We start from the raw sequence: 21,062 nt of genomic DNA, 5'->3' as shown, positions 1-21,062 counted from the left end.
CGAGGGGAAAGAAAATGGAAGCTAAAATATTGTTAGTAGATGACGAGCAAGAAATGAGGAAATTGTTGAAAGTTTGCTTTTCGGCTAGCCCATTTCAACTTGACGAGGCTTCAAATGGAGATGAGGCTTTTTTGAAAGTGCAAGAAAACAATTATGATTTAATTATATTAGATATCATGATGCCTGAAATCGATGGCTTTGAATTATTAAACATGTTAAGGGTCGAGCTTGATACGGAAATACCAGTTATTTTGTTAACGGCGTTAGGCGATACGGAGCGGGTTGTCGAAGGGTTAAAGAGAGGCGCAGATGATTATGTCGTGAAACCATTTGAGCCTAAAGAACTCGTTGCGAGAGTTGAGTCTGTCCTTCGGAGGTCGAAAAGTATCTCTACAAAAAACGAATCGTTTACGATCAAAGGGTTAGATTTTCACCCTAACAGCTACCAAGTCATTTATAATAATATGCCTATACCGCTAACGAAAAAGGAATTTCAGATTTTCTTGCGATTAGCTAAAAACCCGGGTAGGGTATATGATCGTGAGCATTTATTAGAGCTTGAATGGGGATTAGATTATGAAGGAGAAAATAGAACAGTTGATACGCACGTGAAAAATATCCGTGAAAAGCTAAAGGCTATAAAGTATGATGAACCAATAATAGAAACGGTGTGGGGAATAGGTTATAAAGTGATCGAAGACGTGTAATTACTATATCATTTCTATTAAGAAAGAAGGCTAGTAAAACATGTTGTTTAAAAAGTTAGCATCAAGAGTAACGGTATTAGTTATGATTATTTTACTCATTTCAATTATCACTCTGGTCGGTGGTGCGGATTGGATTACTAAAAATTTTTACCATGATCATTTGACACACGAAGTTGAAGGTAGGATAGTATCTCATGCACACTTACTGGAAAAAGAGGTAGACGATCTTATCATAGAATATATAGAAGAAATAGAATCAGGGAAAAACAGTTATTTTATGATATTAGATGCTGATTTATCTGTAACATTTATGTCAGAAACAATAGAGGATACTAAACTACACCATTTTTTAAGTTGGATTAATGAACATCGCGAAACTGCTGGTGGAAATAATGAGCCGTTTATTGAACGTGTTGAATCCAATATACAATTTCATATTCCACACGTTTGGGCGTTAATGCCTATATATGAAAACGGAGAAAATGAAATTGCAGGGTACGTATTTTTAGACCAAGATACTGGTGACTTGAACCATGCAAGAGTCCAGCTTCTCATGCTTTTATTAATTATGGGGGGCATCACCTTTCTAGTAGGTTACATCTTTACGAGATATTTGACGAAAAAAATATCCAAGCCATTAAATAAGATAAGTAAAATGACAAAAAATATTGCTGATGGCGATTTTGATGTAGAGTTAAATATACAAGGAAATGATGAAATTAGTCATCTTGGTGAAAGTATTCAATCGATGACGAAACAATTAAAGGAATATAGAGATTCAAGAAGACATTTCATTTCTCATATATCTCATGATCTACGCACACCTATTACGTATATTAAAGGCTATTCGGCTGTTATGAAGGATGCTAAGACAGTAGAAAAGGAAGATTTAAAAAGAAATTTAAACGTAATCTATAATGAAGCAACAAGAATGGAGCAACTAGTAAGCGACTTATTTTTATTAACAAAGCTTGAAGAAGGAAAAATAAAACTTGAAATGGAACTCGTTCCGATTGGAGTATGGCTTGAAAATTTATATGAAAGTAGAGCACTCATGTTTGATCAAAAACGGATTAAGCATCGGATAGAAATAGATAAACATTGTCAGGAACTGATGATCATGATGGACTCCTACCGAATGGAGCAAGCACTTATCAATTTAATAGAAAATGCAATTAGACATACTCCGAAAGATGGAGAGATTGAATTAATTTTAAGAAAAGATGATAACGAAGTGACCGTCTGTGTTAAGGATACAGGCTGTGGTATTTCTAAACATGACCTTCCTCATATATGGGAGCGATTTTATAAAGCAGACGCATCACGAAATCGTAACGATAGTGGTACTGGTTTGGGGTTAGCGATCGTAAAGGAAGTTGTAGAAGCACATCAAGGAAAAGTGGATGTGTATAGTAAACTAGGTAAAGGAACGACATTTTCAATTCATTTACCGTTGTTAGAAAACTAGCGAGAAGTTTATCGCTAGTTTTCTTTAAATGGTAATAAAGCATAAATTGTGTGGAGGTGGAAATGATGCCACGCGTAGTAGCAAGAAGAGCACTCACTAGTACTTTAAAGACATGTGGCATCGTTTTCTTTGGGGAAGGTGTATAGCTCCAGGAGGTATCATCTCATGTCAAAATGAAAGACTTAAAACTAGCTTTATGAGGCTTAGTTTAAGTCTTTTTTTTAGATAAAGTATAAAACTAGGTTGATGTTTCGTCACATGTAAAATTGTGGTGAAAAGGACAATTTCTGCTTCTTTTTTTTATATCTTCAAAGTTCCTCCACAAATTTCATGTATCTTAATAAACATTCAGGGTTCTTGACTATAATCATGAGGTTCGTCAATATAGTCAGTCATTGAGAACGTAACAAAGAAAGTTTGAGGGGGAATTAAGAATGACCAAATGGAAGTGGATTTTATCATTATTACTTGTGTTTTTAACTGTAAGTGCAATACCGCTTATTTTTTTTACAAAAACGAAGGAGGCTCTTAGCGCACCAATTTTTTATGTAGCAAATGCTGGAGATGGTACTATTTCGGAAATAAATTTTTCAGAACGAGAGCCAGTACGTGAAATTCAACTTGGACATGAACAAATTTCGCACGGTATTGCAATGTCACCTAATAAACAAGTTGTGTACTTTGGTACAGGCTTTCAAGGAAAAACTGTCCATGCATTTGATTTAGACACTGAACAATCAATAAAAGAGCTCAAATTTGATGAAGGTGTTCATGGCATTGATATTCACCCTTCAGGAAATTATGTATACGTGGCATTAAATGCTGGACTTGGAGAAGAGGGAGGAAATCTTGCTGTCGTTGATGCAGAAACTTTTGAGGTTCTTGCCAAAATCAAAACGGAAGATGGTCCTGCTCACGTGAGTGTTACAAACGATGGTTCGCAAATTTGGGTAGCAAATGTAAACAGTAATTCTGTAAGTGTTATTGATGCCTATACGTATCAAGTAATGTCGACAATCCCTGTCGGTCAAATGCCAAATGAGGTTGCTGTAAGTCCTAACGGTGATTTTGCTTTTAGTGCAAATGTGAGGTCGAATAGTATCTCTGTCATTGATATGAATAGTTTTGAGGTCTTGCAAGAAGTTGAAGCTGGAGAAGGCGTTCATGGTGTTACGGTCTCTCCAGATGGGAAACAAGTTTGGACTGCAAATAATCATTCAAATAACGTATCTGTTATTGATACTGAGACAATGTCGCTCATAACGACAATTGCGACAGACTCTTATGCAAACCATATCTCATTTTCTCCAGATGGTGAATTTGTTTTTGTTACTCACAGAGAAGCAAATAATATGGTTGTCATTGATCGAAATGATTATTCTATCATTGAGAAAATCAGTATAGGAAAAGAACCACATGAAATGACATTAAAGGGAATGGAGAAAGAAGAAAGTGAAGGTGAAAATAGCTTCGATGTACCAAGTTCTTCTGTAAAACTAAAGGGAGAAGCCTTCGTTGATAGCGTTGAGCTAGTTATCACTCAACAAACTCCTTACTCTACTAATGATGTGGAGTATATCGAGAACGTTACTGCATTGGATCCACATGCATATTTCTTTTTCAAAATCGATATGACGACACATTCGGGAGATTTATCTCAAATAGCGTTTGGGGAAAGCGTGAGATTAAAGAATAGTGAGGGATTAGAAGTCAGACCGGTAGAATGGATAGCTGTTAATAATGACTCACATCACCCTCAATATGTAGCGATTTTTGAGAAAACGTTAGATTTGTCCCCTTTACTTTCAAATGAAAGTACTGTGTTAAAACTTATATTTGAACCATTTTTCAATAGTGAATTAATCATTGATCTGAATCCATGAGTTCGTAATAATTATTACTTTGTATATGCTTAAAACCTATCGTTTTATCTGGGGAATACTCGAATGGTTACTGGTGGAAGAAAGGGTTGTATTTAACTGGTAATTATTTCAAAACAATTCAAATAAAAACTTCACACTTTCTACAAAAACGACTTTTATAATAAAAAAATCTGTTAAGTGGGAGGAAGAAGTATATGAAAATAAAAAATAAGTTGTTAATTACATTATTCATTTTGATGATTGTTTTGATTGTTGCTTGTTCGAATGAAGACGGTAGCCATGGTCATGAAGACGAGCAAAATAAAGTGTCAGCTGATGAGTTGAGTAGTGGATCAAAGGAAGTAAGTAATTACGATGTAATAACACATCACATGAACACTAAAAATGTAACTCGTTTAAATAGCGATGATCCATTCGTGACATCGGTTTTAGTTTCAAGAACAATTTGGCCTGCTACACACTCTGAAAATCAACCTGGTACGATTATTCTTGCACCACTAGATAATTGGCAGGTAGCATTAGCAAGCTTAACGGTTGTTCACCATCCAAATGATGGCCCGTTGCTGTTTACAGAAAATGGCGTTATTCCTGATCTTGTTTTAAATGAGATTAATCGTTTACAGCCGAAAGGTAATTCAGAGGGGACTCAAATTATGGTTATGGGACGATTAAATGAAGAAGAATTAACGAAGTTAAATGACTATGACGTTATACAAATAGAAGAGGAAAATGCAGCAGTATTTGCTTATGAGATAGATCAATTATACACAGATTTAGTGCACTCTCTTCCTAATAATGTCATCATTGCTACTATGGATGATGATAATAAAGGATATGCCATTCCGGCAGGGAGTTGGATTTCTCATATGGATGAACCAATTTTATACGTTTCAGAAAATGATATTCCTGAAGAAACAGTAGCTGCATTACAAAAAAGAGATGGCTCTGCATCGATATATATTTTAGGGTCTGAAAATATCATTTCAGAAAAGGTAGAGAATGAGTTATCAAGCTTTGGACAAGTGATGAGAATAGAAGGAGAATCTGAAGCCGAAGTGTCTATACAATTTGCTAAGTTTAGAGACACAGAAACAAACTTTGGTTGGGGAATTAATAAACCAGGTCATGGTCTCGTATTAGTGTCAGATGTTATTCCTGAATTAGCAATAACTGCTGCTCCTTTTGCTCATCTAGGTAAACATGCACCAATGGTTTGGCTAGAATCAGGTGAGTTTACAAAAGAAATGCACTTATATTTAGAAGAATTAAAGCCAACCTTTGAGCATGAGCCAACGGAAGGCCCATATAATCACGCGTATTTAATTGGTAGTGAGCAATTAGTATCTTTTGCAACACAAGGTTTTATAGATGAAATGTTAGAGATCGTATCTGCAGACGGTGGTGGACATGGTGATCATGGAAGTCACGGACATTAAAAGGTAGTGAACTAAATATTTAATGAATGAAAGGAACTTTTAACTGGCTTCATAGCTAGTTAAAAGTTTTTTTTTTAAAAGAAAGTATAAATTTGGCAGTAGTATTTTATCATCGTGCGTACTAACGAGAAGAGCACTCACTAACTACTTTGAGAGGTACGGCGAAATTCCACCGCTTCTAAGAAAAGACTCCCGCTATATTACAACAATATTACTACGATGTTATCAACTTGTATTCATCTCTCCACACTTTTTTCATAGTTTCCACTTAAAGTAAGGATAGAAACTATTAGGACAGCTATGGAAGAGGGGATTAATCGTGTTCAAAAAAATAATGCTCACATTCATCTTGATATTTGGATTATTATCTACAACCGTAATAGCGAGTGAAGATAGTGATTTGCTTGAGAAAATAAATAGTTATCAAAATCAAAGAGATAGCCTAGACAGAGAGGCTGAATTACTTGAACAAGAATTAGGAGTAGTAGAGTTAGAAATTGAAGAAATGAATCAAGAGATTAGTAGGCTTGATGAATACACGATGGCTACAAGTGAAGCCATATCGGAGAAAAATAAGGAAATTTATGAAACAGAACAAACGATTATTGAGCTAGAAGAAGAGATTACTATAATAGAGAAAAGAATCGAGCAAAGGGACGAACTGTTAAAAGAACGTTTACGATCTATTTATCAAAATGGAAGTGTTGTTCGTTTTTTAGAGGTTATATTAGGAGCACAAAGTTTTGGCGATTTTATTGAAAGAGTGATAGCGATCAATACAATTTCTCAACAAGATCGAAATATTATCGATATGCATATGGAAGATATAGAAAAGCTTGCGTTTAACCAACAAAATTTAGAGGAAGAATTGATGAGCTTAGAAACGCAATTAAATAGCTTAGAGAAATTAGAAGTAGAATTAGAAGAACAAAAGATAGAAAAAGGTCAACTATTAGAGGCGCTAGTACAAAAAGAAGGAACGCTTCAAGATCAAGTAGTGACGGTAGATGAAGAGAGAGCGAACCTCGAGGCACAGGAAAGTGCTGCGCAACAGGAGTTAGCTGATCGTGAGGCGATTCGTGAGCAGGAACGGGAGCTTCAACAACAAGCCGAAGTGCAAAACAATACATCAAACGATCATGTAAGCAACAATTATGATAACGACTTTTCGCAGACAAGTGGTATTTTACAGCGACCTGCAACAGGTAGAATTACAACTGGATTTGAAATGCGGTGGGGACAAATGCACTACGGGATTGATATTGGGAAGAACGGGAGAACCGGTGACGTACCAGTTATTGCCGCAGAATCAGGGACAGTAATTCGTTCTTACTATTCTACCTCCTATGGAAATACAGTAATGATTCGTCATAACATTAACGGACAAACGATTACAACGCTATATGCACACTTAGAAAATAGAGCTGTTAATACCGGTGATACTGTGTCTAGAGGACAATTTCTAGGTAACATGGGGAATACAGGAAGGTCTTTCGGTCCACATCTCCACTTTGAAGTTCACGAAGGGGATTGGAACGCAAGTAAGTCGAACGCAGTGGACCCGATGAAATATATTAATTAACATATGAGAAAAGGAACAGTGTATATGAAACCAATGTTCATTTTTGCATTATTACTTATGTTTTCCGTAATTCCAAGTGGGTTAGCGAAAGCGATGGATGACACCGACACTCAGGCTAATACAGAACGACTAAAAGCAGAGGTAGTATCTATCATTGAAGAAGAACAGTACGTTGACGAATTTTCAGGCAATAAGATTGGCTACCAATCTGTAGAGGTAAAGTTACTAACAGGCGAATGGAAAAATGAAGTAGTGATTGCGGAACGTTTTAATTATCCAGAGGATATTCCAATATGGGTAGAAGAAAATGATAAAATCATGGTTCAATTAGAAATGAATCATGGTGAGATAGTGAGAGCAGATGTTATGGATTATGCAAGAGATTATTCAACTCTTGTTTTAATTAGTATTTTCGTAGCATTACTCATAGCGCTAGGTAGAAAACAAGGGTTGAAAGCAGTCTTGACGCTTGGATTTACACTCGTCATCGTATTTAAGTTTATGATTCCAAATCTTTTAGCGGGATATAATCCTGTATTGTTAGCTATCGTGACAGGTGGTATCGTAACAGCTTTAACTTTTACTATTGTAAGTGGCTTTACTAGAAAAACGTTAGCTGCAGTTGTTGGTACGATCGGTGGGTTAGCTTCTGCTGCTATCATCTCCATTATCTTTTCAAGCGTGATGAATTTAACAGGCTTACATGGTGATGATGAACGCATGCTTCTCATCACGAGCTCGCAGGAGATGAATCTAGATTTTAAAGGATTATTACTGGCAGGAATCATTATTGGAGCACTAGGTGCCGTGATGGATGTAGCCATCTCCATTGCTTCTTCTATGGAGGAGGTACGTAAAACAGATCGAATGATTCCCATGAAAAAACTGTTTACCTCAGGTATGAATGTAGGAAAGGATATTATGGGGACGATGTCCAATACATTAATTTTAGCTTATGTTGGAGCAGCATTGCCTCTATTACTGATTATTTATTCTTTAGATAATCCACTTACAGAGTTAATTCATAGGGAGTTTTTAGCAGTGGAAATATTGAGAACTGCAGCGGGGAGCATTGGATTAATATTATCTATACCAATTACAGCATTTGTAGCTTCTATTTTTATAAAAAAAAGTAAGTAATAGCATGTATTTTATAAAAAACGACAGAGGGAATATTCTATAGTTAGGTACATACAAAAGGGGGGACCTTTTGTATGTGCTATTTTTTGTATAATTTTGATAAATAATTATTGTTTTCGTATATTTAAGCTTTTTTTCGGCAATTACTAGAGTTTGTCTCTATTTTTCGGTATAGTAATAATGGAGGTTATAATATGGAGATAACATTTACACGCATGTTAACCTTGGATGAAAAGGAAAAAGTAAGGTTGTTTGTTGGCTACTATCGTGGAATACCGACATTTAAAGAAGATCATGTTCTTGAAATACAGCCAAAGCAAAATTTTTCAGAAGATCAATTTATAGAAACAATTAAATCATTAGACATCCCTATTGAAAACGTAGATGTAACGGTATAACATCTACGTTTTTTTGTTGCCCAAAACTCCCCTTGTTTTTTCATGTATCCACTAATATTCACGTTTTAAAGGTATAAGGAAAGGCTATCCAAAATACATGTAGGAATGAGTGTTATTTCTAAATCTGAACGTTTAGTTTTAACCTAAAGAAAAAGGATGTGGTGTTTGTCATTATGGTCAGAACGTTTTCACAGCAAAATAGACAACACTTTTTAAATGAAATGTCATCGGGAGAATTAGATTTACTCATAATTGGTGGAGGTATAACAGGATGTGGCATCGCCTTAGATGCTGCAAATAGAGGATTAAAGGTTGGGCTGTTGGAAATGCAGGATTTCGCTGCTGGAACGAGTAGCCGTTCTACAAAGCTTATTCATGGTGGTTTAAGGTATTTGAAGCAATTAGAAATAAAGCTAGTGAAAGAAGTTGGAAGGGAAAGAGCGATACTGCATGAAAATGCACCTCACATCGTTAAACCAGAACCAATGCTACTCCCACTTATAAAGAACGGCTCTTTCGGAAAGATATCCACTTCTTTTGGATTATATGTATATGATCGTTTGGCACAAGTAAAAAAACAAGAACGAAGAAAGATGCTATCGAAAGAAGAGGCATTAAAAAAGGAGCCTTTATTAAGAGACGAAGGCTTGAAGGGGGCCGGTTTATATTATGAATATCAGACAGACGATGCGAGGCTTACACTTGAAGTAGTTAAGACAGCCTTTTCTTTAGGGGCGAATGCTGTTAATTACTGTGGAGTGGAAGAGCTTATTTATAACGAAAGTGGGAAGGTAAACGGTGGAGTAGCTTTTGACTCAATAAGTGGGAAAACACATCACATTTATGCAAAAAAAATTGTGAATGCAACTGGTCCTTGGGTAGATTCAATCAGAAAGCAAGATCGCTCATTAACAGGAAAACATTTACACGTTACGAAAGGTGTCCACATCGTTGTAGATCAAAAGCGTTTTCCTTTAAGGCAGGCGATGTACTTTGATGTTGAAGATGGGAGAATGATTTTTGCTATTCCTCGTGCAGACAAAACTTATATAGGAACAACTGACACGACATACAGAGGTGATTTAGCCGATCCTACAGTGTCGATAGAGGATAAAAACTATTTAATAAAAGCAACAAACAACATGTTTCCTTCTATTAATATATCTGTTGATGATATTGAGTCTTCTTGGGCAGGGCTACGACCACTTATTCATGAGGAAGGAAAATCACCGTCTGATCTTTCACGGAAAGACGAAATATTCCTTTCAAACTCCGGTCTTATTACGATTGCTGGAGGTAAGCTAACAGGTTTTAGAAAAATGGCAGAAAAAACAGTAAATCTCGTTGTTAAACAGCTAGCAGAAGAGTATCGAGGCTCATACCCTCGTTGTGAAACGCAACACATCACATTATCTGGTGGAGATGTAGGTGGTGCAAATAGATGGGAGAACTTTGTGAAAGAAAAATTGGAGTTAGCAAGTAAGATAGGTTTTGAGAAAAAGAAGGCATGGACGCTCATTCATCGCTATGGGACAAATGTAGATAAAGTTTTCGAGAGGTTTGTAGAATTGAATAAATACAGGTTCAATACAGAATGCGAGCTGAAGGCTGAATTGTATTATTGTGTGGAAGAAGAAATGGTTGTAAAGGCTGAAGATTATTTGATAAGACGTACTGGCGATTATTACTTTAATTGGAGAAAATCTATGAATCGTAGTGATCTCGTTAATAGATTATTGTATATGATACAAAAGTAATGGAACAATCATATGTAGTAGTGATAAGCCCTCAAAATATTGAGGGCTTTTTTTAATAGGCTATGTTAAAGGATAATGTTGATTTTCTCGAAAGGTACGAAACGCCTGCGACGAGCGTTACATCACGATTAAGCTTCGAGTTGTCTCGACGGATGCATCTTCAAAGCGAAACAGGAAGAGGAAGAGACAAGCGAGCTTTCTGAAGTGAAAATCAACAACAAAGTTTAACATAGCATATAAGAAAAAAGTTGACATAGTTATACAATTTTGGAGATAGGGTCGACTTTAAATCATTCCCACTTTCTAAAAAAAATAAACTAAATAATAGAGAATTGTTGGTATTTTGAAATATAACTGTAACATTTGTATTACACGATTGTTATTTTTTGGTGCTATACTACTAACTAGTTGAAATAGATTTCATACATAATAGATTTGTATTTTAATAGTAACTAATAAGGGAAGTAGGGGAAGATAGTGCAAAAAAAGAGAAGAAAATTACTACACGCGATGATGATTGTCGGGCTATGTAGTACATTAGCTGTACCTCCTGCATTTGCCGAAACTAACCAGGAACTAAATGACATAAGAGAAGAACGAGAGCAAATTCAATCTACACTATCAGAAGCTGAACAAGAAATAGCAGAAGTGTTAGAAGAATTAGATCAATTAAATAGACAAATTGAGCTTGCAGAAGAAGCAATTCAAGACAATGAGCAAACGATTAAAGATACTGAAGAAAGTATCGAAGAAACTAATGAAGAGATTGAAGTAATGGAGTCAGATATTGCTAAATTAGAGGATGATATTGACCGTAGGTTTGAAATGTTATCTCAAAGAGCTGTAGCTTATCAGCAAAGCGGAGGAAACATACGCTACTTAGAGGTCATTTTAGGTGCTCAAAGCTTTACTGATTTCGTTGACCGTGTATTCTCCATTACACAAATAGCGAAAGCCGATACTGATATGCTTAATCAATATGAAGCAAATTTAGTAGAATTAGAGGAAACGCAGACTGCATTAGAGGACAAGCTATCAGGACTTAAAGAAATGATGATTGAGCTTGAAGGAATGCAACATCATTTAATGCAGCAGCAAGAACAAAATGAAGAAATGAAAAAAGAGCTTACTAAAAAAGAAGAAGAAACAGAACAGTTAATTGCTAACTTAGCTGAACAAGACAGCCAACTTGCTTCTCAAGAATCGTCTATTAGACAAAGAATTGAGGAAGAATTAGCTAGAGCGCGTCAAGAGGAAGAAGCGAGAGCACAAGCTACTGCGAATAATGACACGAATGAAATATCTAATAATGTACATACGAGTAATACGCAAACTTCTTCCAACACAGTTTCATCAGGTGACATCAACCAAGTAATTAATGGTGGAAGAAAATATATCGGTAACTCATATTATGTATTTGGTGGTGGACGTACAGCATATGATATTCAACACGGTAGGTTTGATTGTTCAGGGTTTACACGTTGGGCTTTTGCACAAGTTGGTGTTTATCTTGGATACAGTACAGATGAACAAAAACATGCTGGACGCCAAGTGTCGAGAAGTGAAATGAAACCAGGAGACCTTGTTTTCTTTGATACTTATAAAAGAGATGGACATGTAGGTATATACATCGGTAATGGACAATTCATCGGTTCCCAAAGCTCAACAGGTGTTGCGATTGCGAACATGAATAGTGGCTACTGGCAACGTACATTTAACGGACGAGTAGTACGTGTAATAGAATAGTAATTTGAGAGGGTGTTCCATGGTCATAATATAGTGGCTTGTGGGCACCCTCTTTTTAAAGGCAGATAAATGCTTGGGGAGATGTAGAATTTTATCCTCTTCATTCAGTTTATTACTTTAAATATATTCATTTAAATAGGAAAATATGAAACGAAAATAGAATAGGTAATAAAGCATTGTTAGAGGAGGTAAAATGAAATGGAGAACGAGAAGAACACAGAGGAGAAAACGAAAAAGCAAGCGACTCCTTTTGAAGTACCATTTAAGCCGATTGTTGATAAGTTTTCAAAGCACAAAGATAGTACGTTAGTCTATGGTGAAACAATAGACTTAGAGACAAAAAAGGTGCTCCCCGTTGCAAGAATTAGATATATTGGTGGAGGAGGAGGAGGCTTTACTCAGGGGAATAAAGATGCGCTCGGAGAAGGTGGCGGTGGTGGTGGCTATATATCAGTTAAGCCAGTAGGCGTATATGAAATAACAGAAAACAAAACAACCTTTAAGCCACCTGTTAGCAAAACAAGCACATTAAGCTTACTTGTTATTCTTACATTTGGAATTGCTTTATTATTTACGAGAAAATCAAAGTTAAAAATGAAAAATTTTAATATTAATTAAGAAAAATAGACTAGTATATGTCATAAACAAGAGAATACAACTGGCAATGGCTACACTTGACGCGAGCCCACTATAAGCTTCCTTATAGTGGGCTCTTTCAATTGATCGAAAAGGCCACTCATTGCACGACTATAAATGAAACGAAAATCAAACCAGAAAGTAAACTTCAATAATGAAATGAAAAAAATAAAAAAATTATGTAACAAACTGGTCGTTCATGTTACTAATTAATTGAGGAACAAATGATAAACGGATTGCTATAGAGGAAGTGTCCACATGAAGCTAGAGGATGTATATCGAAAGTTGCAACCGAATATTTACGCTTATTTTTATGTGAAAACATTACATCGTGAGGCTGCGGAAGATTTAACTCATGAAGTTTTTTATCTCGCATTTAAAAATTTTTCAAGCTTTAAAGGGAAATCAACGATAAAAACGTGGGTTTTCTCGATAGCAAAAAATGTCCTGAAAAATTATTATCGTTCGCAAAAATATCATCAGAGGTTAACGGAAAAGATGGAAAAGGAAAAGACGATCACTGAAACTTTAGAAAATGAAGTAGTAAAAAAGGAGAACAATGCGGAGGTATTACATTTAATCCATTCTTTAAACTATCCTGAAAAAGATATTGTTGTGTTCCGTATTTTTGGCGAACTATCCTTCAGAGAAATTGGAGATCTTTTAGGAAAGTCAGAAAATTATGCTCGAATTACCTTTCATCGGGCAAAGCTCAAACTACAGAAGGAGCTGAAAAAAGATGAATGAATGCAAGATTAAATACGTCATAGAAGACTTACTCCCATTGTATGAAGAAAACTTACTAAGTGATGTAACGAAAGAATGGTTTGAAGAACAAGTGAAAGGTAATGAAGAATTAGAGCAGCTAGTGAAAATGACAAGATCGAATTTAATTGAAGAAAACGATTTTTCATCAAATATTGATACAGAAAAAATGTTTAAACAAGTAAATCAAAAGTTAGCATTATATCAAATCATTTTTGTTGCAATTTCCTTTATGTTTGCTATTAGGACCTCATTGTTAAGTAATAGCTTTGGATTTATTATTTCCTATACACTACTAGGACTAGTAACATACTTGTTTTATAAAAATATAAAAATCGTCTTTTATATTTCCTTTATACCGACATTTTTGTGGGCGACAGGCATGCACATCATTGATTTTATGGAGGGAATGCATGTAGAGCACTTTGTACTGACTGAGTATATCATTCAATCGTTTCTTGGTGTGTTGATGCTAACGTTGATCCACTTTGTGTTTTCTTTAATTGGATGTCTACTAGGCTGGCTTTTCCTACAGCTAAAAAAGGGAGGGCATGATAATGCTCAAAAATAAAAAATTTTGGATAAGTATAGCTATCGTTATGATTGTCATTTTCATTTTTTCGTTGTATAACGCATTTAATGGTAATCCGATTAGTAAGTTTCTCGCAAAAAAAGCGTTGGATAGCTATGTAGAGGAAACATACCCAGAAAAAGAATTTAACATTTCTGAAGGGTTTTATAACTTTAAATTCGGTGAATATACGTTTAATCTATTAGAAATAGGTAATTGGAATGAAGATACTGAAAGTATACAGGAATATGAGTTTACAGTAAGAGGCACATTCTTTCCCGAGGTTTATTGGGATGGACTATATTATGATAACCTAGACGAACGTTTGATGGAACGTTTAAGTAAGGAAGCTTCTGAAGAGATTTTTGATGAACTGATTCAACAAAACAAAGACATCATTCATGTAGGAGTCAGCCTTGAAGTATTAAAAGGTAGATATAATGATGATGTAAACTGGAAAAAAGAGCTTGAGCTTGATCGTCCGATTTCTTTATATATCGTAATCGATGCAGAAAATAAAGGGAAAGATGATATTTACATGGATGGGATAGGCATTCAGAAGCAATTAAAGGAGAAGGGCTATCATTATGATAATGTAAATATTAATGCCAACATCATGACAGAAGAAGGAAAAAAATTACATGATTACGGGTATGTCAAATATGCCCTAGCTTTTGAACAAAATTCTAGCATAAAAAAGAGTGATGTAAACAAAGTGAGCAATTAAATGTTTGTTAATGAAGAAGTTGAGGTGACTGAGTCCGTGCTAAAGTAGACCTGTCTTTCACATGAGGAGATGTGTCTTGTCGGAAAAATTTTACAACTCAATGAAGAGAAGGAGGTTGACTTAATCGGTGCTTGGGCCTTTTGGGTCAACCTATTAATAGAAGCCTTATCTTAAGCGGTAAAGTTTCACGACAAGTAGTAGTGAGTAAAGCACTCACTACTACTTATGAAAACAGTGATAGTCTTTCTTCACTGTTTCTAAAAAAGACTTTAAGTAAACTGTTTGAACTTTTATAAAACGTATAAATATACGCTTAGGAAATGGGCAAGACTTCCTAATAAAATGAATATATGAAAGATTTCATGGTATCCCATATGTTTAAAAGATAAAAACTTCGGTTTAATTCCATAAATGACGCCACCGATCGTATATAGAACGCCACCAACAATTAATAGCATTAATCCATTAGAGTTTAAGACGTTTGATAAAGGTGAAAAGAAGAATATAACAATCCACCCCATGAAAATGTAAATAGATGTTGAGAGCCAACGAGGGCAATGAAACCAGACAAGCTTAAAGATGACGCCAAACAATGCAAGGCTTGTAATAATGGCAAATAGAACCCATCCGGTTATTCCATTTAAACTGATAAGACAGAATGGTGTATATGTCCCAGCAATCAAGACATAAATCATCGAATGATCAATTTTTCTTAAAAAAGCGATTACTTTATCTCGCGCAATGACCATATGGTATGTCGCGGAAGCAGCGTAAAGAAGAACCATGCTTATTCCGAATATAATAACCGACGCTATCGCGAGCGCTGATCCTGTTGTATATGTTGCTTTTATCACTAAAGCAAGTAAGCCAATGAATGCAAAGATGGCGCCAGCTAAATGAGTGAGACCATTAATTGGTTCTCGTATAAATGTGTTCATATCTAATCATCTCCATAACAATATATAGTTTTAATAACTACTTATGATGATACAATCATTATGTGATGTAGTCAATATTTACTTTGTGAAAAATATCAACTATAATAAGAGAAATGACAAAATTGAGGTTATATTATGAAAAAACTAAACGAATTTGTTGAAAAGGCAGGACTAGAGAAAAATATTTTATTGGAAGACCTCCCGAATATTGACTTATATATGGATCAAGTTATTCAGTTGTTTGAAAATACTTTTCGAGATGCGAAGCGCAATGAAGAAGAAAAAGTACTGACAAAAACAATGATCAACAATTACGCGAAGGGAAAACTATTTTTCCCCATCTCAAATAAAAAGTATTCTAAAGAGCACCTTATTTTAATTAGTCTTATATACCAATTAAAAGGTGTGTTATCCATTAGTGATGTGAAAAAGACATTAGCGGAAGTGAATGAAAAATCGGTTGATGGGAAAGCAGATCTTGAAAAACTATATGCTAGCTATTTGACTTTGGCTGACAATAACTTAGAGAAGTTTCAAGAAAGTATTGTTACTCATGAAGAGGATGTTCAAGAAGTTGTCCATCAATTTGAAGAGCAAGATGCAGATTATATAAAACAGCTTTTAACAATATCTTCTCTCGTTCAAATGAGTAATATGTATCGTAGAGTTGCAGAAAAATTAGTCGATGAAATTAATGATCCTGATACAGGAAAAAATAAATGATGTTACTGACGAGTGAGCTACTTGATGCAAGTGATTCACTCGTTTTTTTGTTGACTCAAAAGGTCGAATTTTAACCTTCTGAGCCAACTAGCTTTTCGGACAGCCTCTTTTCGGTTAAAAATAAAAGTTCGCTATCGCATAAAATCAATCATCATCTTATAATATAAATCCGACTGCCGTATATAGCACCGTTGTTACTCCCGCAGCAATAAGTGCAGGCTTGAGTTTAAAACGTGCATAATCCATCACTTTAAGGTCTAATATTTTCGCAATTGTATTTGTATCGTCGCTAAGAGGAGAAGCGAATGCCCCAAAGGATCCACTAGCAAAAACAGCACCGATAATTAAAGGTAAGGATATGTCAGCGGTTAAAGACAAGGAAATTCCAAGCGGCATCAACATTCCCCACGTTCCCCAAGCAGAACCGATAAAATAAGAAATGACGGCCCCAAAAACAAATAATAGAGGGGTAATAAACATATCTGGAATCCAACCTGTGTGTGCAGTGACAAACCCAGAAAACCCTAAATCATCCGTTACTGAAGAAAGTCCCCATACTACAGAAAGTAAAACGATAACAGACATTAGATCATTACCGCCTTGTATAAAGCTTTCAATCAGTTCCCCTAATCTGAACTTTTGAACTAAAAACATAACAATGGAAATAAATACAGTAAATAGTAATGCAATCACCATTGCATCTAATACGTTTGCTCGAATAAAGGACTCTACTAAAGTATAGCCTTCATCGCTCCCATCCCACCAAGTTAAAAAGAGTGTTAACGAAATAACAAGCACTATAGGGACGAGTAAATTCCAAGGTTTATTAGGCAAATCACGTGATACAGCAGGATGGCAATCACGCCAATCCTTATCTTCTATATCTTCCTCAATTTGCATCGGTGCATCTGTATGTGATGGGTGGAAAAAGCTCAAGTATATTCCTAATAAAATGATAACGAAAGCAAAAAAGTTAAAGGGAATACTTTGAATAAATAATGAATAGGGGTCTAAATTACTCCCGACATTTTGTACAGAAATTTGAATAACAGAAACCATGTAACCTACAAAGGCGGTTGCAACGGGTATTAAAACAATTACAGGGGTTGCAGTCGTTTCTATTACAAATCCTAGTTCCTTCGTTGACATTTTTACTTTTTTTAGTAAAGCCTTCATGATTGGTGCAATAGTGACGAAACGAAAAGTAGGTGCACTAAACGTACCGATTGTGGACACGTAAGTTAAAATGAGGGCTTGTTTTTTTGAAACAATTTTTTTCGCTGCTGTTTCAACGAACCCTTTTATACCGCCACTCGTTTTAATCATGCCGACAAGTCCTGAAAATGCATACAAAAAAACAATAATTTTTATATTGTTTTCATCAATTAAGGCTTGTACAACGTACATCAACGTCGTTTGCATACCACCGATTGGAGTAGGAGAAAGAATGTATGCACCAACTAACAAGCCTGCAATTAAACCAGGTAATACTTGCTTTGTAATAATGGCAATAGGTATGACAACTAAAAAAGGTAGTATAGACAACCAACTAGCTTCCATGACAATCACCTGTCTTTTCTTTTTACATTTTTATTATTGAAGAATAGCTTGTGATTTTAATGATTCTTTTATGTAAATTTGTCAATTCATATTGGGAGAAATATGTTACATTTAATGTAAATACGTCTTCACTTTAAGGAGGAAAAAACTTGACTGAAAAGCAAGGAGACTTAATTTTTAGTGGATCAGGTAAAACAACTGGTGGTTCATTTCATCATGTTTCCATGAACGGAAATGGTGTTATAGATGGTGATGTAGAGTGTAATAATTTTCACTGGAATGGTAATGGAAAAGTAAGTGGCGATGTTCAAGCTCAATTATCTGAAATCAATGGTAATGCAAAAATTGATGGGAGCTTAAGCGGCGAAGAAGTAATGGTTAGAGGTAATGTAAGTATTACTGGAAACCTCAATGCAAAAGTTATCCATATACTCGGCAATTGTAAAGTGCACGGAAATTTATCCTGTGATCACTTAACTATTAGAGGTAATTTGAAAGGACAAAAAAGCCTTTTTGGAGATACTTTTAAGTTAGAAGGAAGAATAAAAATAAGGGACAATTGCAAATTCAATAAAGTAAATCTAAATGGGACTTTTAATATTGATGGTCACTTACATACTGATGAGTTAGCTATACACTTAAAGGGAAAATGCTCAGCAAGTGAAATTAAGAGTAAAAAAATGAAAGTAGTAAAAAAGGCAAGTTTTCTTTGGTTAGATAAACTAATTCCGTTTTTAAAAAGAGAGCTTCGTGCAGATGTCATTGAAGGTGATCATATTCACATAAAGAACACGAAAGCAAAGCTAGTCAAGGGAAAAGTCGTCTATATCGGAAAAGCCTGTGACATAGAGACTGTAACTTATCATGATAGCTTAGTGAAAGTTAGAAGTGCAGTAGTTCATAGTAGTGAAAAAACTGTAAATGATTAATGTTTGGAGAAGAGGATACGCATTGGGCAATTGAGTATTTCCCGTTTGCCAAAAAAAAGATTAACAACTAGCTAGTGAAGCTAGTTGTTAATCTTTTTTTAATGTACTCCTATAAGCTGGTTTCTTATTGAGAGTGCGGTGAGTGGTGGTAGTGCCAAACATACTTAGAATGGAAACAAGTTAGTATTCCTTTCGAGCGAGAAAAGTGGTGTAGAAAGGAAAGTCAAAGGAGTTGGGATTCCGTTCAAAGAAGAGAGGATCCATTGAACGGAAAAGAAAATGACAAAGAATTCCGTTCAAAGAAGAGAGGATCCACTGAACGGAAAAGAAAATGAAAAAGAATTCCGTTCAAGGAAGAGAGGATCCACTGAACGGAAAAGAAAATGAAAAAGAATTCCGTTCAAGGAAGAGAGGATCCACTGAACGGAAAAGAAAATGACAAAGAATTCCGTTCAAGGAAGAGAGGATCCACCGAACGGAAAAGAAAATGAAAAAGAATTCCGATCAAAGAAGAGAGGATCCACTGAACGGAAAAGAAAACGACAAAGAATTCCGTTCAAGGAAGAGAGGATCCACTGAACGGAAAAGAAAATGAAAAAGAATTCCGTTCAAGGAAGAGAGGATCCATTGAACGGAAAACAACAAGGCAAAGTATTCCGTTCAAGCAAGAGCGCAACCACTGAACGGAAAACAAATCAAACTAATAATTAAAATCCCCAGAAAAAATAGTAATTGAAGAATCTAAACTATTTATACGCCTGTGTTGCATGATTACCACATCGCAAGCAAGATAAAGCAAATCTCCTCTCATCCGTACATAGTAATTCTCCAACTGCAAATCACTAAACAATATAAAATTATTATATTAATAAGTTACAAAACATCTTAAACAAATATTTTTCCAAATCTTATTGACAATGATTCTCAATCCCAGTATACTCATAAATGTGAATGAATTTGAGAATCATTATCAATTAAAATATTTAATTATTAAATGGGGGTAAAGAAATTGAAAAAAGTATTAAAGTTTGTCACACTTGCATTAGTATCGACTGGATTATTGGCAACAACAGGTTGTGGAAATGATGGTTCTGCAGTAGATGGGGAAGGGGAACTTGTAGTATACTCATCACGTAACGAAAATTTTGTTCAACCTTTATTAGATAAATTTACAGAGGAAACTGGTATTGAGGTTTCTGCATTACACGGTGCAGATCCATTACAGCTTCAAGAAGAAGCAGGAAATGTGCAAGCGGATATTTTCATCTCAAACGATCTTGGGGCGTTAGGCTACCTACATAATGAGGGACTCTTAGAAGGCTCTAACCCTGAAGGGATTGATACAATTCCAGCTGATTTCAAAGCCGATGATAATGCTTACTTTGCTATATCTGCTAGATCAAGAGGTTTCATTTATAATAAAGATTTAATTACAGAGGAAGAAATGCCAACAAGCATTGAAGATTTATTTGATGCTGAGTGGGCTAACGTAGAAAATGGCTATGCAATTACTCGTGGTGGTAACGGAGGTATGTTAGGTAACGTTTCAGCTCTTCGTTATGAGTGGGGCGATGAAAGAACATCTGAATGGGTAGCTTCCATTAGAGAAAATGCAGCAGGTATTTATGAAGGTCATGGAGATATTAGACGAGCTGTTGGAGAAGGGCTTCACTCTTTCGGTTTAGTGAATAACTATTACTTCCATCAACAATTACTAGAGCCAAACAATAATAACGTAGGATTTATTTACTTAGATCAAGGTGAAGGCGAAATGGGTGTTATCGCCAATGCAGCTGGTGTTGGACTTGTAAATGACGGTCCGAATTCAGATAATGCGCTAGTTTTCCTTGAGTGGGTGCTACAGCCTGAAAACCAAGTTGCTTTCGTCGGAGAATCTTTAGAGCTCTTAATTAATTCTGAATATGGTGCATCTTATCCTGAAGAAGTAGAGCCGCATATTGTAGAATTTACAGATTTAAAAGTACAAGATATGCCTCTAAAAGAGCTAGGGAATTACTTCCAAGGAACGAGAGAATTAATTGAGAATTCTGGTTTAGACCTTGATTTAAGATAATAGTCGAACGGCATTCGGGAGA

At 35.4% G+C, this 21,062-nt stretch carries 18 protein-coding genes; 16 read left to right on the top strand and 2 right to left on the bottom strand.

Annotation, left to right across the window (positions count from 1 at the left end):
• Positions 1–14 precede the first annotated feature (14 nt).
• The 13 genes from BCELL_RS17270 to BCELL_RS17210 all read left to right on the top strand — a co-directional run bounded on the left by BCELL_RS17270 (position 15) and on the right by BCELL_RS17210 (position 14,816).
• Entirely contained in the window at positions 15–707 is a 693-nt protein-coding gene (locus BCELL_RS17270) for a response regulator transcription factor (protein WP_013490057.1), read from the top strand.
• A gap of 40 nt (positions 708–747) precedes the next feature.
• Positions 748–2,175, top strand: coding sequence for a sensor histidine kinase (locus BCELL_RS17265; protein WP_013490056.1), 1,428 nt, complete (start codon positions 748–750; stop codon positions 2,173–2,175).
• Positions 2,176–2,609: 434 nt separating this feature from the next.
• Positions 2,610–4,058, top strand: a complete 1,449-nt coding sequence (locus tag BCELL_RS17260) for a YncE family protein (protein WP_013490055.1) — start codon at positions 2,610–2,612, stop codon at positions 4,056–4,058.
• Positions 4,059–4,252: 194 nt separating this feature from the next.
• On the top strand, positions 4,253–5,494 hold the full coding sequence (locus BCELL_RS17255) for a cell wall-binding repeat-containing protein (RefSeq protein ID WP_013490054.1): 1,242 nt from the start codon (positions 4,253–4,255) through the stop codon (positions 5,492–5,494).
• Between the two features lie 319 nt (positions 5,495–5,813).
• A complete protein-coding gene (locus BCELL_RS17250) occupies positions 5,814–7,076 on the top strand; it encodes a murein hydrolase activator EnvC family protein (protein WP_013490053.1) in 1,263 nt (420 codons plus the stop codon).
• Between the two features lie 24 nt (positions 7,077–7,100).
• Positions 7,101–8,216, top strand: a complete 1,116-nt coding sequence (locus BCELL_RS17245; RefSeq protein ID WP_013490052.1) for a YibE/F family protein — start codon at positions 7,101–7,103, stop codon at positions 8,214–8,216.
• A 194-nt stretch (positions 8,217–8,410) separates the two neighbouring features.
• Entirely contained in the window at positions 8,411–8,614 is a 204-nt protein-coding gene (locus BCELL_RS17240; RefSeq protein ID WP_013490051.1) for a hypothetical protein, read from the top strand.
• A 173-nt stretch (positions 8,615–8,787) separates the two neighbouring features.
• Positions 8,788–10,371 (top strand): glycerol-3-phosphate dehydrogenase/oxidase, encoded by a 1,584-nt coding sequence (locus tag BCELL_RS17235; protein WP_041808378.1) that lies wholly within the window; start codon positions 8,788–8,790, stop codon positions 10,369–10,371.
• Positions 10,372–10,848: 477 nt separating this feature from the next.
• On the top strand, positions 10,849–12,117 hold the full coding sequence (locus tag BCELL_RS17230; RefSeq protein WP_013490049.1) for a C40 family peptidase: 1,269 nt from the start codon (positions 10,849–10,851) through the stop codon (positions 12,115–12,117).
• Positions 12,118–12,315: 198 nt separating this feature from the next.
• Positions 12,316–12,735 carry a hypothetical protein gene (locus BCELL_RS17225; RefSeq protein WP_013490048.1) on the top strand — a complete coding sequence of 140 codons (420 nt, stop codon included), beginning with the start codon at positions 12,316–12,318 and terminating at the stop codon, positions 12,733–12,735.
• A gap of 276 nt (positions 12,736–13,011) precedes the next feature.
• Positions 13,012–13,500, top strand: coding sequence for an RNA polymerase sigma factor (locus tag BCELL_RS17220; RefSeq protein ID WP_013490047.1), 489 nt, complete (start codon positions 13,012–13,014; stop codon positions 13,498–13,500).
• Positions 13,493–14,089, top strand: coding sequence for a hypothetical protein (locus BCELL_RS17215; protein WP_013490046.1), 597 nt, complete (start codon positions 13,493–13,495; stop codon positions 14,087–14,089). The genes BCELL_RS17220 and BCELL_RS17215 overlap by 8 nt, the downstream gene beginning before the upstream one ends.
• The gene (locus BCELL_RS17210; protein ID WP_013490045.1) at positions 14,076–14,816 is read left to right on the top strand and encodes a YfjL-like protein; all 741 of its coding nucleotides are present in this window, start codon (positions 14,076–14,078) and stop codon (positions 14,814–14,816) included. The genes BCELL_RS17215 and BCELL_RS17210 overlap by 14 nt, the downstream gene beginning before the upstream one ends.
• 290 nt (positions 14,817–15,106) lie before the next feature.
• Here the strand turns inward: BCELL_RS17210 and trhA are convergent, their stop codons facing one another.
• Positions 15,107–15,754, bottom strand: coding sequence for a PAQR family membrane homeostasis protein TrhA (gene trhA / locus BCELL_RS17205; RefSeq protein ID WP_013490044.1), 648 nt, complete (start codon positions 15,752–15,754; stop codon positions 15,107–15,109).
• Between the two features lie 135 nt (positions 15,755–15,889).
• On the opposite strand from trhA, the gene BCELL_RS17200 reads away from it, so the two are divergent.
• Entirely contained in the window at positions 15,890–16,477 is a 588-nt protein-coding gene (locus BCELL_RS17200) for a DUF1836 domain-containing protein (RefSeq protein ID WP_013490043.1), read from the top strand.
• 156 nt (positions 16,478–16,633) lie between these two features.
• Here the strand turns inward: BCELL_RS17200 and BCELL_RS17195 are convergent, their stop codons facing one another.
• The gene (locus tag BCELL_RS17195; RefSeq protein ID WP_013490042.1) at positions 16,634–18,037 is read right to left on the bottom strand and encodes a Na+/H+ antiporter NhaC family protein; all 1,404 of its coding nucleotides are present in this window, start codon (positions 18,035–18,037) and stop codon (positions 16,634–16,636) included.
• Positions 18,038–18,186: 149 nt separating this feature from the next.
• Here BCELL_RS17195 and BCELL_RS17190 point away from each other — a divergent pair, with 149 nt between their 5' ends.
• Together BCELL_RS17190 and BCELL_RS17185 are read left to right on the top strand one after the other, a co-directional pair.
• Positions 18,187–18,966: a bactofilin family protein gene (locus BCELL_RS17190; protein ID WP_013490041.1), complete on the top strand. Its 780-nt coding sequence runs from the start codon at positions 18,187–18,189 to the stop codon at positions 18,964–18,966.
• A gap of 1,009 nt (positions 18,967–19,975) precedes the next feature.
• On the top strand, positions 19,976–21,040 hold the full coding sequence (locus BCELL_RS17185; RefSeq protein ID WP_013490040.1) for an extracellular solute-binding protein: 1,065 nt from the start codon (positions 19,976–19,978) through the stop codon (positions 21,038–21,040).
• Positions 21,041–21,062: the final 22 nt, after the last annotated feature.

The organism is Evansella cellulosilytica DSM 2522, assembly GCF_000177235.2.
Classification (GTDB): Bacteria; Bacillota; Bacilli; order Bacillales; family Salisediminibacteriaceae; genus Evansella; species Evansella cellulosilytica.
This window is presented reverse-complemented; position numbering and strand designations above follow the sequence as displayed.